The sequence below is a fragment of the Paenibacillus profundus genome, assembly GCF_021369635.1.
In the GTDB taxonomy this organism is placed as follows: Bacteria; Bacillota; Bacilli; order Paenibacillales; family Paenibacillaceae; genus Paenibacillus_B; species Paenibacillus_B profundus.
The window spans coordinates 33,790-52,054 of record NZ_JAJNBZ010000022.1; the positions used below are offsets into that span (position 1 = coordinate 33,790).

The window sequence follows — 18,265 nt, forward strand, 5'->3', positions numbered from 1 at the left end:
ATGTTAGATTTAAGCGTTCGGAGTTAAAAACTTCGAAATCCCCGTCATGTCGAACAGCTTCTGCACATGCGGCGGAACATTCACAATCGTAAACGAGGCTTGCTGTTCATGACGCATTTTCAGTATCGATATCAAAATGCCAATCCCTGTGCTGTCAATATAAGTAAGTTGCTCTAAATCAAGCGCTAAATCAATGGCCGCATCGTCAACGATAGGCCCCATAAATGCGCGGAACTCTTTAGCTGCCGCCAGGTCCAAATCGCCCTGTAATTGTACAACCACTTTATCGTTATCTTGTTGTGTCGTTACCGAAAATTTATTTCCGCTCATATTTTCCTCTCCTATGTGTAGGTATGATGCTTACAGGTAAATAACCTTAAACGCTTCACGCGAAACATCTTTTTAAACACGCACTATTAGAGGTTGTTCAAAAAGTCCGCTTTTGATCACGAAGTCACTCAGAAAGTTCGGCATCGAATCTTGCATTCACTCTCGAAGTCCGCTGCTCATGTAGTCTCGCCTACACTGCGCTGCTCTTTCTTCGAGTTCCTACAACCTTCTTGGTGCTGAAAACCGACCTTTTTGAACACGCACTATTACTAATTTTGTTCATAATAGCCTCGAAGCCAGACGTCAAAAATAAACAAAGCGCCTTCCTCTGCCGGCACGGTGCGAATATCACCATCCATTAACTGGACAAGTGATTTGCAAATCGCAAGTCCCAATCCGCTTCCGCCGTATTTCCGGTTCATGGAAGAATCCAATTGTGCGAAGGGCTGAAATAACCCGCCCATTTTATCAGACGGAATGCCGATACCCGTATCTTTTACCTCGAACTGAATCCGATGCATCTCGTCGGTTCCATTCCGCATTGATTGCAAGACAGAAATATGGATGTTCACTTCACCCGCATCCGTAAATTTCACAGCATTTCCTACAAGGTTAATGAGAACCTGCCGCAAACGCAGCATATCTCCGTACAGACAGCTCGGTACGTCTGGATCCAACGAATAAGCAAGCTTCAAGTCCCGTTTGCCTGCCTCGGCTGTAAATAATTCGTACACTTCGGTCACCAAAGCAGAGCAATCGAACGGGAATTCTTCCAGCTCTAGTTTGCCTGACTCCATCTTCGTGAAATCCAAAATATTATTAATCGTCCGTATGAGCGAATCCGCGCTCTTGCGAATCAATTCAGCATAATTGCCTTGGTCCGGCGACAATTCTGTATCAAGCAATAAGTCCACCATGCCTAAGACCCCGTTCATCGGAGTGCGAATTTCATGGCTCATCATAGCTAGAAATTGAGTTCGCGCCAAGGCCGCCCGTTCCGCCGCTTCTTTGGCAGCCGCCAATTCCCGGTTCATTCGCTCCAATTCATGCGTCTTCTGATGAAGCAGCATCTTTTGGGCCTGCAGCCTTTTTTGCGCCTGAAACATGCCGACAAAGCTATGAATTTTCGATTTCAGAATATGCGGGACAAAGGGCTTAACCATATAATCCACGCCGCCGGCAGAATAACCAGCGAACAGATGCTCGGTTTCCTTATAGTTTGCAGACACGAAAATAATCGGAATGTTTTTTGTTTTGTCGCGCGCCTTAATCCACTTTGCCGTTTCAATCCCGTCCATCCCCGGCATTTGAACGTCAAGCACGATGACAGCAAACTCTTCTTTCATCAGATGCCGCAGCGCTTCTTCGCCGGAGGTTGCTTTCACTAAACGGTAGCTCTCCTCGGATAGTACAGCTTCGAGCGCTAACAAGTTCTCTGGTCGGTCATCGACGAGCAGGATATTTATCGGCTCCAATGTAGCCATCACAATACCTCCTACCGAATTTTGCGATAAATCTTCTCGTTGCGCTCCACTTCCTCATACTGAGATTCACGTTCGGTGAAGTGCAAGGATTCCTTCGAACCGACAATAAGCACGCCAAGCGGCGCCAAGCTTTCGTAGAACAGTTGATGAACGCGATTGCGTAACGGTTCATTAAAGTAAATCATGACATTCCGACATAGAATAACGTTAAATTCATTAAAAGAACGATCTGTTGCTAAGTTATGCTCCGCAAAAATAATGTTTTTGCGTAAGTAAGGATGAATGACCACGCCATCGCCAGAAGCGGTGTAGTACTCCGAGAACGAACTCGTGCCTCCCGCTTCCATATAATTTTTCGTGTACACTTTCATTTTGTCCAACGGACAAATGCCTTCTTTTGCCTGGTGCAGCGAGCGCGAATTCAGATCTGTCGCATATAGTCTAGCTTTTTCATACAAGCCTTCTTCATGCAGCAAGATTGCCATGGAATACACTTCTTCCCCAGTCGAACATCCCGCGTGCCAAATCCGAATGTAAGGGTACGTGCGCAGCAACGGGACGACCTGCTGACGAAACGCCTTAAACATGGATGGATCACGGAACATTTCCGTCACCGGAATCGATAAGCTGTGCACTAGCCGCTGCAAGCAGTCCCGTTCGTGCAAGACGCGGCTCTGCAGCTCCGATATCGTATCCACTTGTTCGAAGAACACTTGATGCCATATTCGTCTCTTGAGCGAAGGATAGGCATAATCTCGGAAGTCATAACCATATACCCGAAAAACCCCTTCAAGTAACAGTTCGATTTCAATTCGTTCTCGGTCAGTATCTTGAGGCCGTCTCTTGTCATCGTGTAAACCGAGGCTGTTACCGTTCATGTCCATCCTTGCTCCTTCATATCAGTTAATAATGATCCCCTTATTTATACAGCCAGACGCGCATGAGCGAAAGCAACTGCTCTGTTTGGAACGGTTTGCTTACGTAGTCCGATGCTCCGGCTTCAATGCATTTGTTGCGGTCTTCCTTCATCGCCTTCGCCGTCAGCGCGATAATCGGCAGCTTCTCGAATTGCGGTATCTCCCGAATGCGGCGCATTGCTTCATAGCCGTCCATTTCTGGCATCATCATATCCATCAAAATAAGGTCGAAATCGGCATGCTCGCCCAATGCTTCGAGCGCTTCACGCCCATTTTCCGCATACACGATATCCATATCGTATTGCTCCAGCGCGCTTGACAGCGCAAATACATTGCGGACATCATCATCGACCAGCAGCACGCGTTTGCCTGACAACAGCTCGTCATTGGACGTATGTCCATGCCCGTACGTATCCTCATCAGCGTCGTTCGCATCTATGCGGTTCAACAGCAGCATTGTCTCTTGCAGCAGACGCTCTGCCGATTTTACGTCTTTAATGATGATGCTCTGCGTACGCTTCTTCAGCTCCGTCTCTTCCTTTGCATCCAGCAGCTTGCCAGTGTAGACGATGATAGGAACCCGTCTAAGCTGGGGATTGCGGCTGATGTGATCCATGAGCTCGAAGCCAGTCATATCCGGAAGCAGCAAATCAAGCACCATACCGTCAAATTTGCGATCAGCTAACTGCTTCAGCGCCTCGGTGCCAGTCGACACGGCGGTCACCGATACGTCGACACCTTCAATCAAGGCAATGAGCGATTGCCGCTGGGGGCCGTCATCCTCTACAATGAGCAGCCTCCGTGTGCGTTCAAATGGCCAGGAGCGGCTGGATTCACTCTCATGAGCGGCAGCAACCTCCTGCTTGATCGCCTCATCCCATGCCATGCGCAGCACTTCCTTCGAATCACTGTCATGGCGGGAAGCGCGCTTCTTGACTGATGCAGCCAGTCCAGCCTCTTGCTCAGCCGCATGCTGCGCCTCTCGTTGCCCCTTCGGTAACGCCGATGCCCCTGCTGCGTCCTGCTTCGCGGACGCGTCCGACAGAGGCGGCGTACCAGCTTCGGCAGCCGCTTGCTGAGCAGTCTTGAGCGGAACATAGAATGTGAATATGCTTCCCTCGTACTCATGACTCTCGACATGCAGTCTGCCGCCCAGCAGTCGCGCAAGCTCGCGGCTGATAGACAGGCCCAAGCCAGCACCGCCGTATTTCCGGCTTGTCGTGCCGTCCAATTGCTGGAATGCCTCAAAGATGAGCGCCTGCTTGTCCTTCGGAATGCCGATGCCGGTATCCGTTACACGCAAGGCCATATAGTTTTGGCCTGTCTCTCTCAAGTGAGCAGGCAGCTCCTCTGCCGACGCTTGCACAATGTCCAGCTTCACCGCACCTTCGTTCGTAAATTTAAAGGCGTTCCCCAGCAAGTTCCGCACGACTTGCTTCACGCGATGCCCATCCGTGATGAAGCTGTCCGGCAAGCCCTCCTCGATGTTCACTTCAAAACGGAGCCCCTTCTGCGCTGCTATTGTTGCAAAGCTGTCATGCATAAAGGAGCCGAGCTCTCCTAAATAGACCTCTTCAAAATTCAACTTCATCTTGCCGGCATCAATCTTGGATAGATCCAATATTTCATCGATCATTTTCAGCAGATCCGAGCCTGACATATGAATGGTGCGGGCGTACTCCACTTGCTTATCCTGCAGGTTGCCCTCTTTATTTTCAGACAGCAGCTGTGACAGCACCAGAAGACTATTGAGCGGCGTGCGCAGCTCATGCGACATGTTGGCCAAAAACTCAGATTTGTACTTCGATGACAAAGCCAACTGCAGCGTTTGACGTTCAAGCGTCGTGCGCGTGCGTTCCAGCTCTTCATTTTTCTCTTGGGTCGTCAGCATCTGTTCTTCCAGAGCACGCGTCTTGGCGATGAGCTCTGTATTATAATGCTCCAGCTCCTCCTGCTGACGCTGCAGCATTTCCTCCGAACGCTTCAATGCCTCTGTCTGAGATTCCAGATGCTCGTTCGAACGGCGCATCTCTTCTTGCTGCGTCATTAACTCTTCCGATTGACATTGCAGTTCTTCGGTTAACGCCTGAGATTCGCGCAGCAGCTCCTCAACACGCAAGCGGCCGTTAATCGTATGGATAATGACCCCCAGGTTCGTGGCCAGCTGTTCCAACAATCGATATTGCAAGTCAGTCATGGACTGCAGGGAGGCGAGCTCCAGCACCCCGACGACACGGCGTTCGAACTTAATTGGGTAAAGGATCAGCTCAATCGGTTGCGATTGGCATATTCCCGATTGGATTCGAATCGAGCAATCCTTCATATCACGCACGATAATCGGGTTCTCATCGGCCGCACACTGCCCGTTCAAGCCTTCCCCGATCATAAATTGCTGATCCGCATCCAAGTCGTCGCTGGCAGCATAGGTGCCGAACAATTGGAATCGCTTTGGATTTTTCAATTCATCGCGAATAAACAAAGTCCCGTATTGCGCTCCGAGCGTCGGAACGAATTCGCTGACGAAGGTCTGTCCGACTTGATTGAGCGTCGTGGCGCCATTCAAGAGTTCCGTGACGCGGGCAATATTCCCGTCGACCCACGCTTCCTCCTCTTGCGATTTCCGGTACTGCTCTTCGCTAAGCTTGCGCGCTTCGATATCTTCCGCCATCTGTTTGAACACGTTAATGACTTCTCCGATTTCGTCATTCGTGTGCGGCTTGAGCTTGCGAATGACTCGTAATCTACCGCGAGCCAGACTGCGCACCATAAGTGACATCGTGTTCAAATTCCGCATCACGCCCGGAATAACCCACAGCATTACACCGCAAGTAATGATGAGTCCGAGCACCATAATGCCCACCGTCCAACTAACGGCATTTTCATAGTTTTTGGTTGCGCTCAATACTTGTTCATTGATTTTCGTTTCATGATAATGTGCTAAATCGTTCAGGCTGTTCAACAAGTTTTTCTGATAATCCAAGCCAACCTTGTTGCGAAGCTTGTTCGCTTCCTCATAGCGGTCATCTTCACTTAAGTTCACGGCTTGGGTAACATACTCGTCGAATCTTTTCCAATCCCTCTTCGCCTTATCCATCAATTGACGCTCTTGTGGACTTATCATCTTCTCGTCCAATTCCTCTAGAGAATTTATAATCTTCTCACGAGTTTGCAATTCCTCATCGATTTTGTCCTGCACTTCAGGGGCGCCATAATCCGGATTCAACAGCTCCGTGACGATCCCGCGGGCGATGTTGTTCGCATCATCCCGCACGTTGAAAGCCAATTCGACCTTGCGGAAGTTGTCCGAATAGAAGCGATCCAGGTCTTGCTTCAAGCTGCTCATCCGAACATACGACACCGAACCTAATGAAGAAATGATGACTATGAACAAGACGAATCCGAGTATTAGCTTCGTTCGTATCTTCAACGTCCGTTCCTCCCTCTATTATTGCGTGTTCAAAAAGGTCCTTTTCAACAACCTCTATAAATCAATGGACGTCCACCCAGATAAGACATTTGTCATCTTTGCTGTCGATGTCTGACGATGGATGAAACAGCTCATTCCACGCCTTCGACTGAAACGACGACTCTTGCTTCAGCAGCTGCGCCATCCGTTTCATCGCTGTCTCCACGGTATCTCCTGCCGCTTCCATCAACCCGTCCGTGTATAATGCCATGCGTGCACGCGATTTGCACGGCACCTCATGCGTCTCTACTTCCAATTCAGGGAACATGCCGACTGGATACCCTGTCGATTCAAGGGCGATCATGTGGCCATCCTCCATCATGACGATTCCCGGCGGATGACCCGCATTTGCATACTGAATGCATTGCTTGTTCGTATCGACGACCACATATAGCGCCGTCATATAATAGAGCATTAAATTCCCATTCATATGAAGCTGATGAAATTTCGTATTCAACCGTTTCAGGACAAGATCCGGCTGTTCGATCTGCATCACCGCATCACGAAGGACGGAAGCAATGAACATGCACAGCAGCGCCGAAGAAACGCCGTGTCCCATCATATCAATAATGATAATGCCATAACGGCCCTGTCCTAGCGGGAACCATGCATATAAATCGCCCGCAAGCTCTTCAGAAGGCTGATAGAGCGCATCTATCGTGATGTGATCGTCATGGAACGGCTCCGTTAATACTGAAGTCTGCACTTTGGCGGCAAGCCGGAGCTCCTCGCGAATGTGCCGATCGCGTTCTTTATGCCAATCTTTCTCTCGCTTCAAGCGCAGCGCCAGCCGGATGCGCGCCAACAGCTCGATGCGGTTGATCGGCTTCGTCACATAGTCAACCGCTCCCGCATCTAGCGCTTCGGCCAGCATATGAGAGTCGCCGATCGCCGTGACGATAATAATAGGAATATCTCTTAACTCCGAATACTGCTGAATCGTACGGCAAGCTTCCAAGCCGTCTATTTCAGGCATCATCATATCTAATAGAATCAAATCGATATCAGGCACTTTTAAGGGTCCTAGCGGTCCCTCCATACCTAAAACATTATACATTTCACGAGCAGAGGCAGCAGTCTGAATCCCGTTATACCCTGCTTTGCGCAAGATTTCGCGAATGAGCATGACATTCGTTGGGTTGTCATCCACAACGAGAACATTCATCATACTCTCCTCCCTTCTCCAATTTATTTGATGTCGCGCACCATAACCGTACACACAAAAAAACCTAATTACCACTATACCGGAAAAAAACGCGCTTTCGCATTAATATTTAAGATTTTAACAGAAAATGGCCATATTTAGGGAAAAGCGAAAGCCGGCTAACGATATCGCTTAACCGGCTCATTGTCTAGTTTCCTTGTCTCCACAACTGCCACGCCTTCGTACCGAGATCTACCCATGCGCGCCAATCTTGGCGGTTGTTATCCGCTCCTTGCACTTGATTGGCCTGCGCCTGCAATGCCGCTTGCTGTCCAACCTCCGCAGGTGTCTCGGCAGTCTCGGCAGGTACCAGACTAGCTGGCGCAACACGATGATTCGGCTGTGCATCACTCAGAGGCACGCTGGATGTCGGAGCCTGTACTGGCGCCTGACTCGCTGACATTGCTCCGTGCCTGTCCTGTAGAGCAGGCTCGGGCTTCGATTCACGCTTCTCAGCAGGTGCTGCTGCAGTGCTTGGTTTGCGCTCGAACCGGACAGCGGCTTTGCGCACGCCGTTTACCAATCCGACAGAGATTTGCTTCGCAGCCAACGTAATTTCGTTCAACGCCTCACCTGCATGCTGAACCGAATCAACGACTGGCTCTATTTTTTTCATTTGCTCGGACAGTTCCGTTGTGACATGATTCGCGTTTTTCGTAATTGCCTGTAAATCGCCGCTTAGTAATTCTACCGTATGCTGCACTTCTTCCAACGTCTTGGCCGCCCGATCGAGCGACAGCTTCGCGGACTGCAGCGTCTGGATGAGAAATACGACCAATACGACAAAAGCGATGGCCGCTATTAATGAGCTTATTCCTACTAACATGAAAATCTCCGCCTTTCAGAAAGTGTTATATCTACTTGCATTCATTTCTTATCGGATAGTTGCTTACAGAAGTTGAAAGAATCATCTATAAGTACCCGTTGCCGATTCGCGCGAAACAAGCTGCGATAATTGTTTCATGCTGCGTACAGTCCGGTTATGTATCCGTAATTCACAATATCACCAAACAAAGGAGAGGATTACAATGTTACGATGGTCCGTCATTTTCTTAATTATTGCGATTATTGCAGGAGTTTTTGGCTTTTTCGGCATTGTCGAGGCTGCGGCGTCCATTGCGAAATTTCTGTTCTTCTTATTCCTGATCCTGTTTGTAATTTCCCTCATTACCGGTCGTAAAGTATCATAGCAGATGAATCGAGACGATACTATGATTTCCATCCATATACAACAAAAAAAAACGATTCGTTTTTCCCGTTAAGGAAAGCGAATCGTTTTTTCGTTACGCGATATCGTCTTGAGTATTGGCTTTCTGATGAAGAAATCGATCCTTATCCCACTGGCCAAGCCAACGGGATGACAGTACGCCTGCCGTCATTGAACCATTTACGTTCAGAGCGGTGCGCCCCATGTCGATGAGCGGCTCTACGGAGATGAGCAATCCAGCCAGAGCGACAGGCAAGTTCATGGAGGACAGCACGATAAGCGCTGCGAAGGTCGCACCACCGCCAACACCAGCCACACCGAAGGAACTGACGGCGACGACGGCAACAAGCTGCAGCAGAAATCCAGGGGTGGCCGGGTCGATTCCGACGGTCGGTGCGATCATGACGGCAAGCATGGCCGGATAAATGCCGGCGCACCCGTTCTGTCCCATGGACGCGCCGAACGAAGCGCTGAAATTGGCAAAGCTCTCGGGGACGCCGAGCCGCCCTGCCTGCGTATCGACATTAATCGGGATAGAGCCGGCGCTAGTCCGCGACGTAAATGCGAACACCAATGCCGGCAGCGCCCCTTTCACATAGCGAATTGGGGATACTCCCGACAATGCCATTAACAGCAGATGGATACCGAACATGACGAGCAGCGCGACATAAGAAGCAAGCACGAATTCTCCTAGTTTTAAAATTTCAGCCGGAGTCGTCGTGGATACGACCCGTGTCATTAAGGCTAACACACCGTAAGGAGTGAGACGAAGCACGATGGTTACCATTCGCATCACAATCGCGTGGAGCGCATCTATCATCGATTTGAACATGGCTCCATGTTCGGGCTTCTTCCGGGCTACGCCCAATGCGGCAATACCCGTAAACGCCGCAAAAATCACGACGGCAATCGTCGATGTCTGTCTGGCTCCGGTCATATCGAGAAACGGGTTGGCCGGAATAAATTCCAGCACCTGCTTCGGAATCGTCATCTCGCTGACTTCGCCCAATTTGCTGTCCAGAAAATTGCCGCGGTCCAACTCCTGCTTCCCCGCTTCGATATCGACGGCCGATAAGTCAAACACCAGCGCCGAGGCAATTCCGACAGCGGCGGCAATCGCAGTGGTCCCGATTAATATGCCGATAATGACGGCGCTCATCTTCCCTACGCCTGCTTTGGTAGTAACATTCAGAATGGCAGATATGATGGACACTATAATAAGCGGGATAACGACCATCTGGAGCAATCGCACATATCCGCCGCCGACAATGTCGAACCAATCGTTCACCGTATGGACTACGGCATGATCGACACCATGCAGCCATTGCAGTACTGCACCGTAAGCGATCCCGAGTCCCAAGCCGGCAAATACCCGCTTCGTGAAGGAAGTATGCTTCCTCTGCATAAGATACAGCACGATGATGAAGGCTATTATGATTACAAGATGAAGCCCTATCCACCATCCGTCCGTCATAGCGTTTCACTCCTTCATCCGTCAATGGTCTGAATGCGATGGTCGTTCCAGTTACGCAGCGTTATTATTACTGCCCATTCTGTTTAAATTCATCCAAATTTTGATTTACTTGTTTGCATACATTCATGAAATGACGCAGCTCCTCATCCGGAACGCCTTCAAAGAACCGGACAAACAACTGCTCGCGCTGGGCAGACACCTCAATAACCCGCTTGCGCCCTTCTTCCGTCAGCTCCAAATAATTGATGCGTCTATCCATCGTATCGCCTTTTCGAATTACATAATTCATTTCCATCAATTTATAAGTTATACCGGTCACCGCTCCCGGTGTTAAGCAGAGCTCATTGGCCACTTCGGTCACTTTCAAGGCTCCATGGCGATATAGCCGTTCGAGGACGGCGAATTGAGTCGGATTCAAAGTCGAATCCAAATGCTGATCCCACTGCATGCGCATGCGGCGCAGCATGGAGCGGAAGTTCGTCTGCAGCTGCAGCAGTTCCTCCCGATTAGGCATGGATACGTCACTCTCCTACATCATTAAATATGATTACAGCTTTAACCCTAATGTCAGCCACCAACCGTCTGCAGTGAACTCGACATGCTTGATTTTAACCCAAGCCGGAAGCTGGGATGCGAGCGGGAATTCCAGCGGCTTGAGCTTAAGCCACGACTGGGGAACGGTCAGCGCTTTGACATGCGTTCCTTCGGGTATGGCCCGAATCGTCTGCGTGCTTTCATTCCACTCTAGCTTGTAAGAGACCCTCACTCCGGCTTGCACGCCGGCAAATGCTTCTGCCTGAACGTCAATGTTCATGGCATCATTATCTAGCCGCATGCGCATCCCGGTAATATTCCATTGCTGTTTGTAGGTCCGATATGGCTCCGTCGTCTCCATAAACTCAGCCCCCAACGCATTGATCTCATCTTCCTTCAGCTGCAAGCGCAGCGAGCGATTGTGCACCATTTGCTCCAATCGTTCCATTAAGGTAACTTCGACCTTCGGCGGCCAGCCTATCGGCTCGCCCGGACGAATATAGAAATAAGCCGCAATCACGATAATAATGAATAAAATAAGGAGGAAGGCCAGCACTCTCAACAACCACTTTCCTAGCTTTCTCATTCTCCCCCATCCTTTCCCTAAAAATTTCTAAACGCTGTTTCATCCTGGTTGAGCGCGGTTACATAGTGTACAAGCAAGTGAACGAAAGAGATGCGCGCAATTTCGGACACACTTGAGAATTGTAAACTATACCATTGTATAACCATGAGAGAGGAGAATTCAATAATGAAGAAATTGGCTGCAGTGATGGTATTGACGTTAGCATTCAGTGCGGTATCCGCAACCGCGGCTTTTGCGGCGGAAACCGGAAATACGACGGGGGCAATAAGCGCACAGACAGATACGATGGATTTAAAACAGAAGACGGCATTCTATGAAGCTGTTGGCGGTCAAAGAATCGGCTATCTCGCACCGCAAAAAGTCGGGATTGAAGAAGCGACGACGGACAGCAGCAACATCACTTGGTATAAAATACATACATGGGTTGGCTACACGTGGATGAAAGATCCGAATGCTTCGACCAAAACCGTCATCATTCCGAATAAGACGGCTTTCTATAAAACACCGAACGGCGATCGCCTTGGCGTACTCGGTTCGCAGACTGCCAATATTATTAGCGAGCGTATGGACGATTCCGGGTTCATATGGTTCCAAATCAATACGCACAAGGGGAAATATTGGATTATCGATCCTGCCCAACAAGTGCAGCAGGTCACTTTGAAGAAAGCAACGGCCTTATATAATGCGATAAACGGGAAGAAGGTCGGCTCCTTGTCCCCGCAAACCGTTAAAATTAAAAACGAGAAAAAAGACGGTAAAGGCCAGCTGTGGGCACAAGTCGTGACATGGAAAGGCGACCTCTGGATCAAGCGGTAGGAACGAACATAGATTTTCTCAGGAAAGGCGATGCCGCATGGCATCGCCTTTCCTATGTTCATCGAGCGGCTTTCCTCACGATAAGAGAGTCGCGCAGCATTGCTTGAATTTGCGCCCGCTACCGCACATACAAGGCTCGTTGCGGCCGGGAAGCTTGCCGCCTGCCGCTTGATAACGGACCAGCTCGCGCGTGCGAATCACGCGGCCCAGATGGCGAATTTGTTCGGCCGCATAAGCATACAGCATCCGATAGCTCGCGCAGAAATAATCGGTATGCTCGTTTATTTCCCAACCTTGGCCGATGCGGTTGCGCGGACAGCCGCCATGGCAAAAGCGCTCATATTCGCACTGCCGGCATGCTGCAGGCATATCCTGCTTCATCTGGAGGAACTGCTTCCAGCCGGGATGGTTCAGAATATGCTGCAGTTCATCCGTGGCGACATTGCCTAGCTTGTACCGCTCATGGATAAAGAAATCACACGGATAAGCGTCCCCGTTCTGTTCCAAAATAAGCGTCTGCGGACAAGATGAGCGGTGGATGCACAACTCCGGCTCCATGCCGACCTCCGCTTGCAGCACATTGTCGAACATGCGCACAGAGAATAACGGATTCCCTTCGTTGTACCAAATATCAAAGGCTTCGCACAAAAATTGTCCATATTGTTCTGGAGTGATCACAAAACGTCCGGGCGCATCCACATCCTGCGAACGGAAGTCCATGCATGGGATAAACTGCACGTGCGTAAATTGCTGCTCCGCATAGAACTGCATGAGCGCTGCCGCCTGATGCACGTTATCTTCATGCACGACCGTCAAAATGTTAAAATCCACCCCATCCTGCCGCAAATAATCAATGCCTCGCATGACCGCCTTGTAGGAGCCCGCCCCGGATCCGGTTACCCGGCGCTTGTCATGAATCGCTTGTGGACCGTCCAAGCTTACACCGAGCAAAAAGGAGTAGCGGCGGAAAAAGGCTGCCCATTCCTCATCGATTAACGTTCCGTTGGTCTGAACGGAATTGCTGATTACCGTATGCGGAGGCGCATACATCGCTTGCAGCGCGACGACGCGCTCGAAGAAGTCTTTGCCTGCCAGCAATGGCTCGCCCCCTTGCCAGGCAAAAGAAGCTGCACCTGATGCGACAGCCATATATTTTTGAACAAACGTTTCTAATACTTTGTCATCAATCCGGCGAATTGTAGAGCCGGGTTTACCTTGACATGAGCTGTAATAGCAATAGTCGCAAGCCAGATTGCAATCCTCTGATACCGTCTTCCACATGACACCTTGCGGTGAACGTATGACATGATCCATGCATGCGTGAGCCATCTCGCGAATCTCTCCCTCTTGATGTAACTTGGTTCGCTCTAGCAACACTCTCTATGCTTCATTTCTTTCACCGTAAACGTATAATATTCGTTTGACAAGGACCGATGTCACAGCCTCATTTCACTCCAGCTCCGGCGAACGATCGAACAACCGTTGGGCCTGAGCGACCAACCAGACGACAGACGACACTATCATAATGTCGAAACTGACATTAAACAAAAACAAATGCTTGCCCAAATCGGCTTCCCCGTCACCTACGAGCGGAACCGCCACTGAGAAAATGGCGACCACACTCACGAGCAGCATGACATCGAGCACGTGTCTGCGCGCTTTATTGCGTATATATTCTCTTATAATGACCGCGAAATATAGCAGGAAGAAGATAATAAAAAAAATAAAATGCTTCGGAATAAGTTTCTTTTTACCTTCACTCCATAAGCTGTACGTATAGGAGATTGCGCCCCGCGGCTTGCCCAACTCCTTCTCATAGTTTCCCAAGTAATAAGGCCGTATCATCGTCGCTTGACTTGAAGCAGCCTCCAGCTTATCAATGATGCGTCCAGGATGACGCAAATAGTAGCCGACCACATCAAAGTGTCCAAGCCGGGAATAGACATGCTCCGTCAATTCGGGCGCATCCTGCTTTATGGGCACATCGGTCTGAAAATAGTTCGTTCCGGCCAGTACCGCATATTTTTGCGGAATGCCGAGCTCCTCCAAATCTTGCGCCACATGCGGCGAATCTTTTAAAATTCCGAAAAAAATCGTTTGATACAGATTGATTTGCTTAAGTTCCTTCGGTGCAAAGACATATATTAGCCCCGTCGTTGCTATCATGAAGGCGGAACCGCCTATGATGAGCCGTTTCCATGAACGATCCGGGCGCTTCCGATGCAGTCGGAAGGCATACAGTGCAAACGCAAGTCCGATCGGAGCATTCTGAATTTTTGAAGCTGCCAATATGACGGCGCATCCAAAGAGCAGCGCAAGCCAATAGGAAGCCGGCTTCTTCTGCACCGCCAAGACGATCGAAATCGCAGTCGACAGCAGCAAAAAAATAAGCGATACCGGTTCGCCGAAAAATGACTGAAAATAAGCGACATAGCCGATATCAAAAAAAATGAACAAGGTGCATGCCGCAACCGTAATTTGCAACCAACGCTTGCCGGCGCATGCATAACGCACAATGATGAACAAAGTCAGCAATAGCAGCACCGAATAGACGATGCCCATCGCTTCCAACGGAAACTGATCCGGACTGAGCAATCTTCCCAGCAAGCCTGCTATAAAGACAAACAGAATTTGCGATGAGACGTATCCGATAGCAAAAGGCCCATATTCATAGTTGGAGTGGCTGTAGCCGAAGTATTTGTCTTCATACGAATAAGTATCGCTTAGCGGAGATACGCCTCCGCTTCCCAAAATACGGTCAAAATCCCCATTGTCGGCCACCCCGATAAACGGAGGGGCAAAGAGGATGCAAACAAGCAGGACGACGCCGATTCCGATGGCGCTCCACGTGATCCAATCCATTCTTTTCATTCCCAATCCCACTCTCCCCTAGAGTCATGCTCCTGCTTGCTTCATAAAATTGCTTCTATAAATTACTTCTATTTAGTTTAATGCTCGGCTTTGCGATGCTTCCCATAGTCATCCGCAGCATGAGATTCTAATGGGAACGATGAGTTAACTTGAACAGGACGCTTGTCGGCAAACGTAATATTGCGGTGCAGCAGAAACGAAGTGATGGTGTATACTCCAGCCTCTGCCAATACGACTGCCGAATCCCGCCAGGCTGCGGCAAGGGAAGGAACTGCTCCTTCTATCATCATTGCGATGAGCGGATGCAGCACCATGTAAGCGAACCCATAGCACAGCATCGCGATTGCAAAAAAATGGACAAAGCTGCGAAACCTCGCCCCTTCGTACCGAAATGTATAGCTGCGGTTCAACACGTAACTGCATATCACTCCCCCTGTATTTCCCACAAAGGTAGACGCGAAGTGATTCCACCCCGCCGCATGCATGAGCACATAAATGAGACCAAGCCCAATGCATGTATTAATAACCCCTACCAAGGCATACCGGCCGAACAATCGGGCCCACTGCAGCGATACCGGCCTCATAGCATCCCATTGGACCAGGCTCTAGTGGCCGTCCAAGCCGGTTGTTCAGCCGCAGGCTTATCCGCCAGTACGATATCAATAATATATGGCGGCCTGCGTTTCACTTCATTATAGATTTTGCCGATATATTCCCCGATGACGCCGAGCGCCAGCAGTTGTATGCTTCCGATAAACCACAACGACAGCATGATGGACGTCCAGCCTGAGACGGTCTGTCCCACTATCTTGGAAATGAGCGAATACGCTCCCGCAACTGCGCTCGCCCCCAAACTGATGAAGCCAAGCATCGTTACGATCCGCATCGGCTTAATACTGAAGGATGTAACACCATCCCATGCAAATGACAGCATCTTGCGCAGCGGGTATTTGGATTCTCCTGCCGCCCGCTCTTGGCGCCGGTAAGTGACCTCGGTCTGACGAAAGCCTATCAGCGGCACAATACCGCGCAGGAACAGATTGACTTCGTGGAACTCTCCCAGATGTTCCACCGCGCGCCGACTCATCAAGCGGTAGTCGGCATGATTGAATACGAGCGGAATCCCCATTCGGCGCATCAGCTTATAGAACGATTCAGCGCTCCAGCGCTTGAACCATGTGTCGGAATCCCGGCATTCGCGCACGCCATAGACGACTTCGTATCCTTCATGGAATTTACGTACGAACGCGCTCACTGCCGCGACGTCGTCCTGCAAATCGGCATCCAAAGAGATGATGCAGTCCGCAAAGTTCTTAGCATACATCAGCCCTGCCAAGAGCGCCTTCTGATGACCGGCATTGCGAGCTAGCTTCAATCCGCTGACCCAAGGATTCCGTTCACGCGCTTCGACGATGTGCATCCAAGTAGCATCACGGCTGCCGTCATCAACAAACAGCAGTCGGCTTTCGCTTGACACCATTTGTTCCTGGACAAGCACAGTCAGCGCATCTGTCAGCTTTCGTATGGAAAGCGGCAGTACTTCCTCCTCGTTATAGCAGGGAACGACCATATATAGAATGGGCAATGTCATACCTAAGCTCCTTTATAGAGGCTATATTAAAGAATTTTTTCCTCTATTATACAATTACCTTCCATAATATTCTATAACTAAGAGGGTTACTTTCATACCTGTCCCGCCCTCTACCGTTGCAATTGGCCATTACTCAGACTCATGAAAGAGTCGCCTAAAGGCGCACCATCTGTCGAATAACAAGGCATCGACTCTTCATAATTAACGAAATATTCCGCTAGTTCAGCGGCGCGTTCACACTGCAGGGGATTCGATTCATCTGACCCTTTGCCTCACTCTCCCCCTCCTTCAGAAGGTGGCGCGTTCACACTGTAGGGGATTCGATTCATCCGACCTTTTGCCTCATTCTCCCCTTCCATCAGAAGTTGGTGCGTTCACACTGTAGGGGATTCGATTCATCTGACCCTTTGCCTCATTCTCCCCCTCCTTCAGAAGGTGGTGCGTTCACACTGTAGGGGATTCGATTCATCCGACCTTTTGCCTCATTCTCCCCTTCCATCAGAAGTTGGTGCGTTCACACTGTAGGGGATTCGATTCATCTGACCCTTTGCCTCATTCTCCCCCTCCTTCAGAAGGCGTTACGCCCACTGACGACTCTGGACGTTGCCAAGTTAACTGTCATCATGATTAGCTGCTTCATCGCATGGTGTCTATACGAAACGGAAAACGGTATGTACCTTAATCCAGACGCTAGTGATCCTTCCTGACTGTATGGGAGATTGGATATAAGGACCATGGAACGGAAACCACTACATCATGTTTTTTTGGCTAAGAACAAAAATTTATCATTTCAGTTTGTTTTCTAATCTTATGAAACATGCTCGTTTTTAGGAGAATGGGTTACTGCTGATCTGATTGGAGGGGAGAGTGAGGCAAAGGCTTAAACGGGCATACCTTCTCCGGGAGTGGAAAAGTGAAACCATGTCGGCAGATATCTTCCATATATAAAAAAGCCGTCTACTGCTTGCTCTCGGCAAACAACAGACGGTATTCCGACTTAATACATATAAGAGATTTATAGTTCGCATAGCTCGGTCAAAAGTTTGAACAGCAAGCTGCTCGACAGCAGCACGAAGCATCCGCTCGCCTCTCTGGCGATATGTTGGTGTTCTAACGTGTATCCCATGCAATCGAGCACGATAATTCCGGCGCCTGCAGCTCTCAATTCCTGTGCCGCAGCCGCGATCTGCTCGCTCGTTGCCGTATAGGGGGAAGCCGCCGCAGTCGTAATCGCTGCGTCGAAGGCTCCCCATTTCCGGCGCATCTCCTCTGACTGCTCCGCAAGCGGAATAATAAGCCCAATCGGAGTCCTGCCCGCCAGCTTCGCAATAGCAGGAGTCAGCACACGTTCAGGTTCAATCAACAAGGCCCGTTCGGTGCCGAGATTGCGGAACGCTCCGGTGCAGAGCAGGACGATCACTTGACAGCCGTCCCGTTCACATTCGTCTATCAAGCGCTGCATGGCTTCTTCCGTTTTCGCCGCGGACAAGACGACAGCTTCACCGTCGGCCAGTCGCGTCGTCAGCACGAACTCGCCTTGCTTCGGGCCAAGCTCGCGTTCAATCTGCGCCAGCGTCATACCGTCTAAGACACCGACTTGCAGCACATCTGCGCAAGGGGCCAACCAACGCTCGATTAGCGGCTGCACATCCGTTCGCGGTGCTTGACCTATCGTAATGAGCCCTATTTTCACGCGTTGCCGACTATCGCTTCGTTCCATGCGAATCTCTCCTTTCCCCATCATGAGCCTATATGACACGACATGGCGCTTGGCGCCGAATGCCG

Annotated in this window: 15 protein-coding genes and 1 pseudogene; 2 read left to right on the top strand and 14 right to left on the bottom strand. The window is 50.0% G+C overall.

All coding sequences use genetic code 11. The features are described 5' to 3' along the window. Positions 1-9 precede the first annotated feature (9 nt). The 6 genes and pseudogenes from LQV63_RS21640 to LQV63_RS21665 all read right to left on the bottom strand — a co-directional run bounded on the left by LQV63_RS21640 (position 10) and on the right by LQV63_RS21665 (position 8,227). Positions 10-330 (bottom strand): STAS domain-containing protein, encoded by a 321-nt coding sequence (locus LQV63_RS21640; protein WP_019421691.1) that lies wholly within the window; start codon positions 328-330, stop codon positions 10-12. A gap of 272 nt (positions 331-602) precedes the next feature. Further along, positions 603-1,814 (bottom strand): annotated as a pseudogene (locus tag LQV63_RS21645) (ATP-binding protein); the annotation flags it as partial. A gap of 11 nt (positions 1,815-1,825) precedes the next feature. Beyond that, positions 1,826-2,692 (bottom strand): CheR family methyltransferase, encoded by an 867-nt coding sequence (locus LQV63_RS21650; RefSeq protein WP_233698265.1) that lies wholly within the window; start codon positions 2,690-2,692, stop codon positions 1,826-1,828. Between the two features lie 40 nt (positions 2,693-2,732). Then, positions 2,733-6,158, bottom strand: a complete 3,426-nt coding sequence (locus LQV63_RS21655; protein ID WP_233698266.1) for a response regulator — start codon at positions 6,156-6,158, stop codon at positions 2,733-2,735. Between the two features lie 61 nt (positions 6,159-6,219). After that, the gene (locus LQV63_RS21660; RefSeq protein ID WP_019421687.1) at positions 6,220-7,362 is read right to left on the bottom strand and encodes a PP2C family protein-serine/threonine phosphatase; all 1,143 of its coding nucleotides are present in this window, start codon (positions 7,360-7,362) and stop codon (positions 6,220-6,222) included. A 187-nt stretch (positions 7,363-7,549) separates the two neighbouring features. Beyond that, the gene (locus tag LQV63_RS21665; protein ID WP_019421686.1) at positions 7,550-8,227 is read right to left on the bottom strand and encodes a DUF948 domain-containing protein; all 678 of its coding nucleotides are present in this window, start codon (positions 8,225-8,227) and stop codon (positions 7,550-7,552) included. A 202-nt stretch (positions 8,228-8,429) separates the two neighbouring features. On the opposite strand from LQV63_RS21665, the gene LQV63_RS21670 reads away from it, so the two are divergent. Beyond that, positions 8,430-8,591: a DUF1328 domain-containing protein gene (locus LQV63_RS21670; protein ID WP_019421685.1), complete on the top strand. Its 162-nt coding sequence runs from the start codon at positions 8,430-8,432 to the stop codon at positions 8,589-8,591. A gap of 93 nt (positions 8,592-8,684) precedes the next feature. Here LQV63_RS21670 and LQV63_RS21675 read toward each other — a convergent pair whose 3' ends face one another. From LQV63_RS21675 to LQV63_RS21685, 3 genes are all read right to left on the bottom strand, one after another. After that, positions 8,685-10,082 carry an L-cystine transporter gene (locus tag LQV63_RS21675; protein WP_233698267.1) on the bottom strand — a complete coding sequence of 466 codons (1,398 nt, stop codon included), beginning with the start codon at positions 10,080-10,082 and terminating at the stop codon, positions 8,685-8,687. Between the two features lie 67 nt (positions 10,083-10,149). Beyond that, the gene (locus LQV63_RS21680) at positions 10,150-10,596 is read right to left on the bottom strand and encodes a MarR family winged helix-turn-helix transcriptional regulator (protein ID WP_019421683.1); all 447 of its coding nucleotides are present in this window, start codon (positions 10,594-10,596) and stop codon (positions 10,150-10,152) included. 33 nt (positions 10,597-10,629) lie between these two features. Then, a complete protein-coding gene (locus LQV63_RS21685; RefSeq protein WP_233698268.1) occupies positions 10,630-11,202 on the bottom strand; it encodes a hypothetical protein in 573 nt (190 codons plus the stop codon). A 165-nt stretch (positions 11,203-11,367) separates the two neighbouring features. On the opposite strand from LQV63_RS21685, the gene LQV63_RS21690 reads away from it, so the two are divergent. After that, complete coding sequence (locus LQV63_RS21690) at positions 11,368-12,018, top strand: hypothetical protein (RefSeq protein ID WP_233698269.1); 651 nt, start codon at positions 11,368-11,370, stop codon at positions 12,016-12,018. Positions 12,019-12,093: 75 nt separating this feature from the next. On the opposite strand, the gene LQV63_RS21695 is transcribed toward LQV63_RS21690, so the two are convergent. The 5 genes from LQV63_RS21695 to LQV63_RS21715 all read right to left on the bottom strand — a co-directional run bounded on the left by LQV63_RS21695 (position 12,094) and on the right by LQV63_RS21715 (position 18,200). Continuing rightward, positions 12,094-13,347, bottom strand: a complete 1,254-nt coding sequence (locus LQV63_RS21695) for an anaerobic sulfatase maturase (protein WP_233698270.1) — start codon at positions 13,345-13,347, stop codon at positions 12,094-12,096. A 120-nt stretch (positions 13,348-13,467) separates the two neighbouring features. Beyond that, the gene (gene wsfD / locus LQV63_RS21700) at positions 13,468-14,889 is read right to left on the bottom strand and encodes a glycan biosynthesis hexose transferase WsfD (protein ID WP_233698271.1); all 1,422 of its coding nucleotides are present in this window, start codon (positions 14,887-14,889) and stop codon (positions 13,468-13,470) included. Between the two features lie 77 nt (positions 14,890-14,966). Continuing rightward, the gene (locus LQV63_RS21705; RefSeq protein ID WP_233698272.1) at positions 14,967-15,473 is read right to left on the bottom strand and encodes a GtrA family protein; all 507 of its coding nucleotides are present in this window, start codon (positions 15,471-15,473) and stop codon (positions 14,967-14,969) included. Further along, on the bottom strand, positions 15,470-16,480 hold the full coding sequence (locus LQV63_RS21710) for a glycosyltransferase family 2 protein (protein WP_233698273.1): 1,011 nt from the start codon (positions 16,478-16,480) through the stop codon (positions 15,470-15,472). Before LQV63_RS21710 ends, LQV63_RS21705 begins: the two co-directional genes overlap by 4 nt. Before the next feature lie 1,015 nt (positions 16,481-17,495). After that, a complete protein-coding gene (locus LQV63_RS21715; RefSeq protein ID WP_233698274.1) occupies positions 17,496-18,200 on the bottom strand; it encodes an AroM family protein in 705 nt (234 codons plus the stop codon). Positions 18,201-18,265 lie beyond the last annotated feature (65 nt).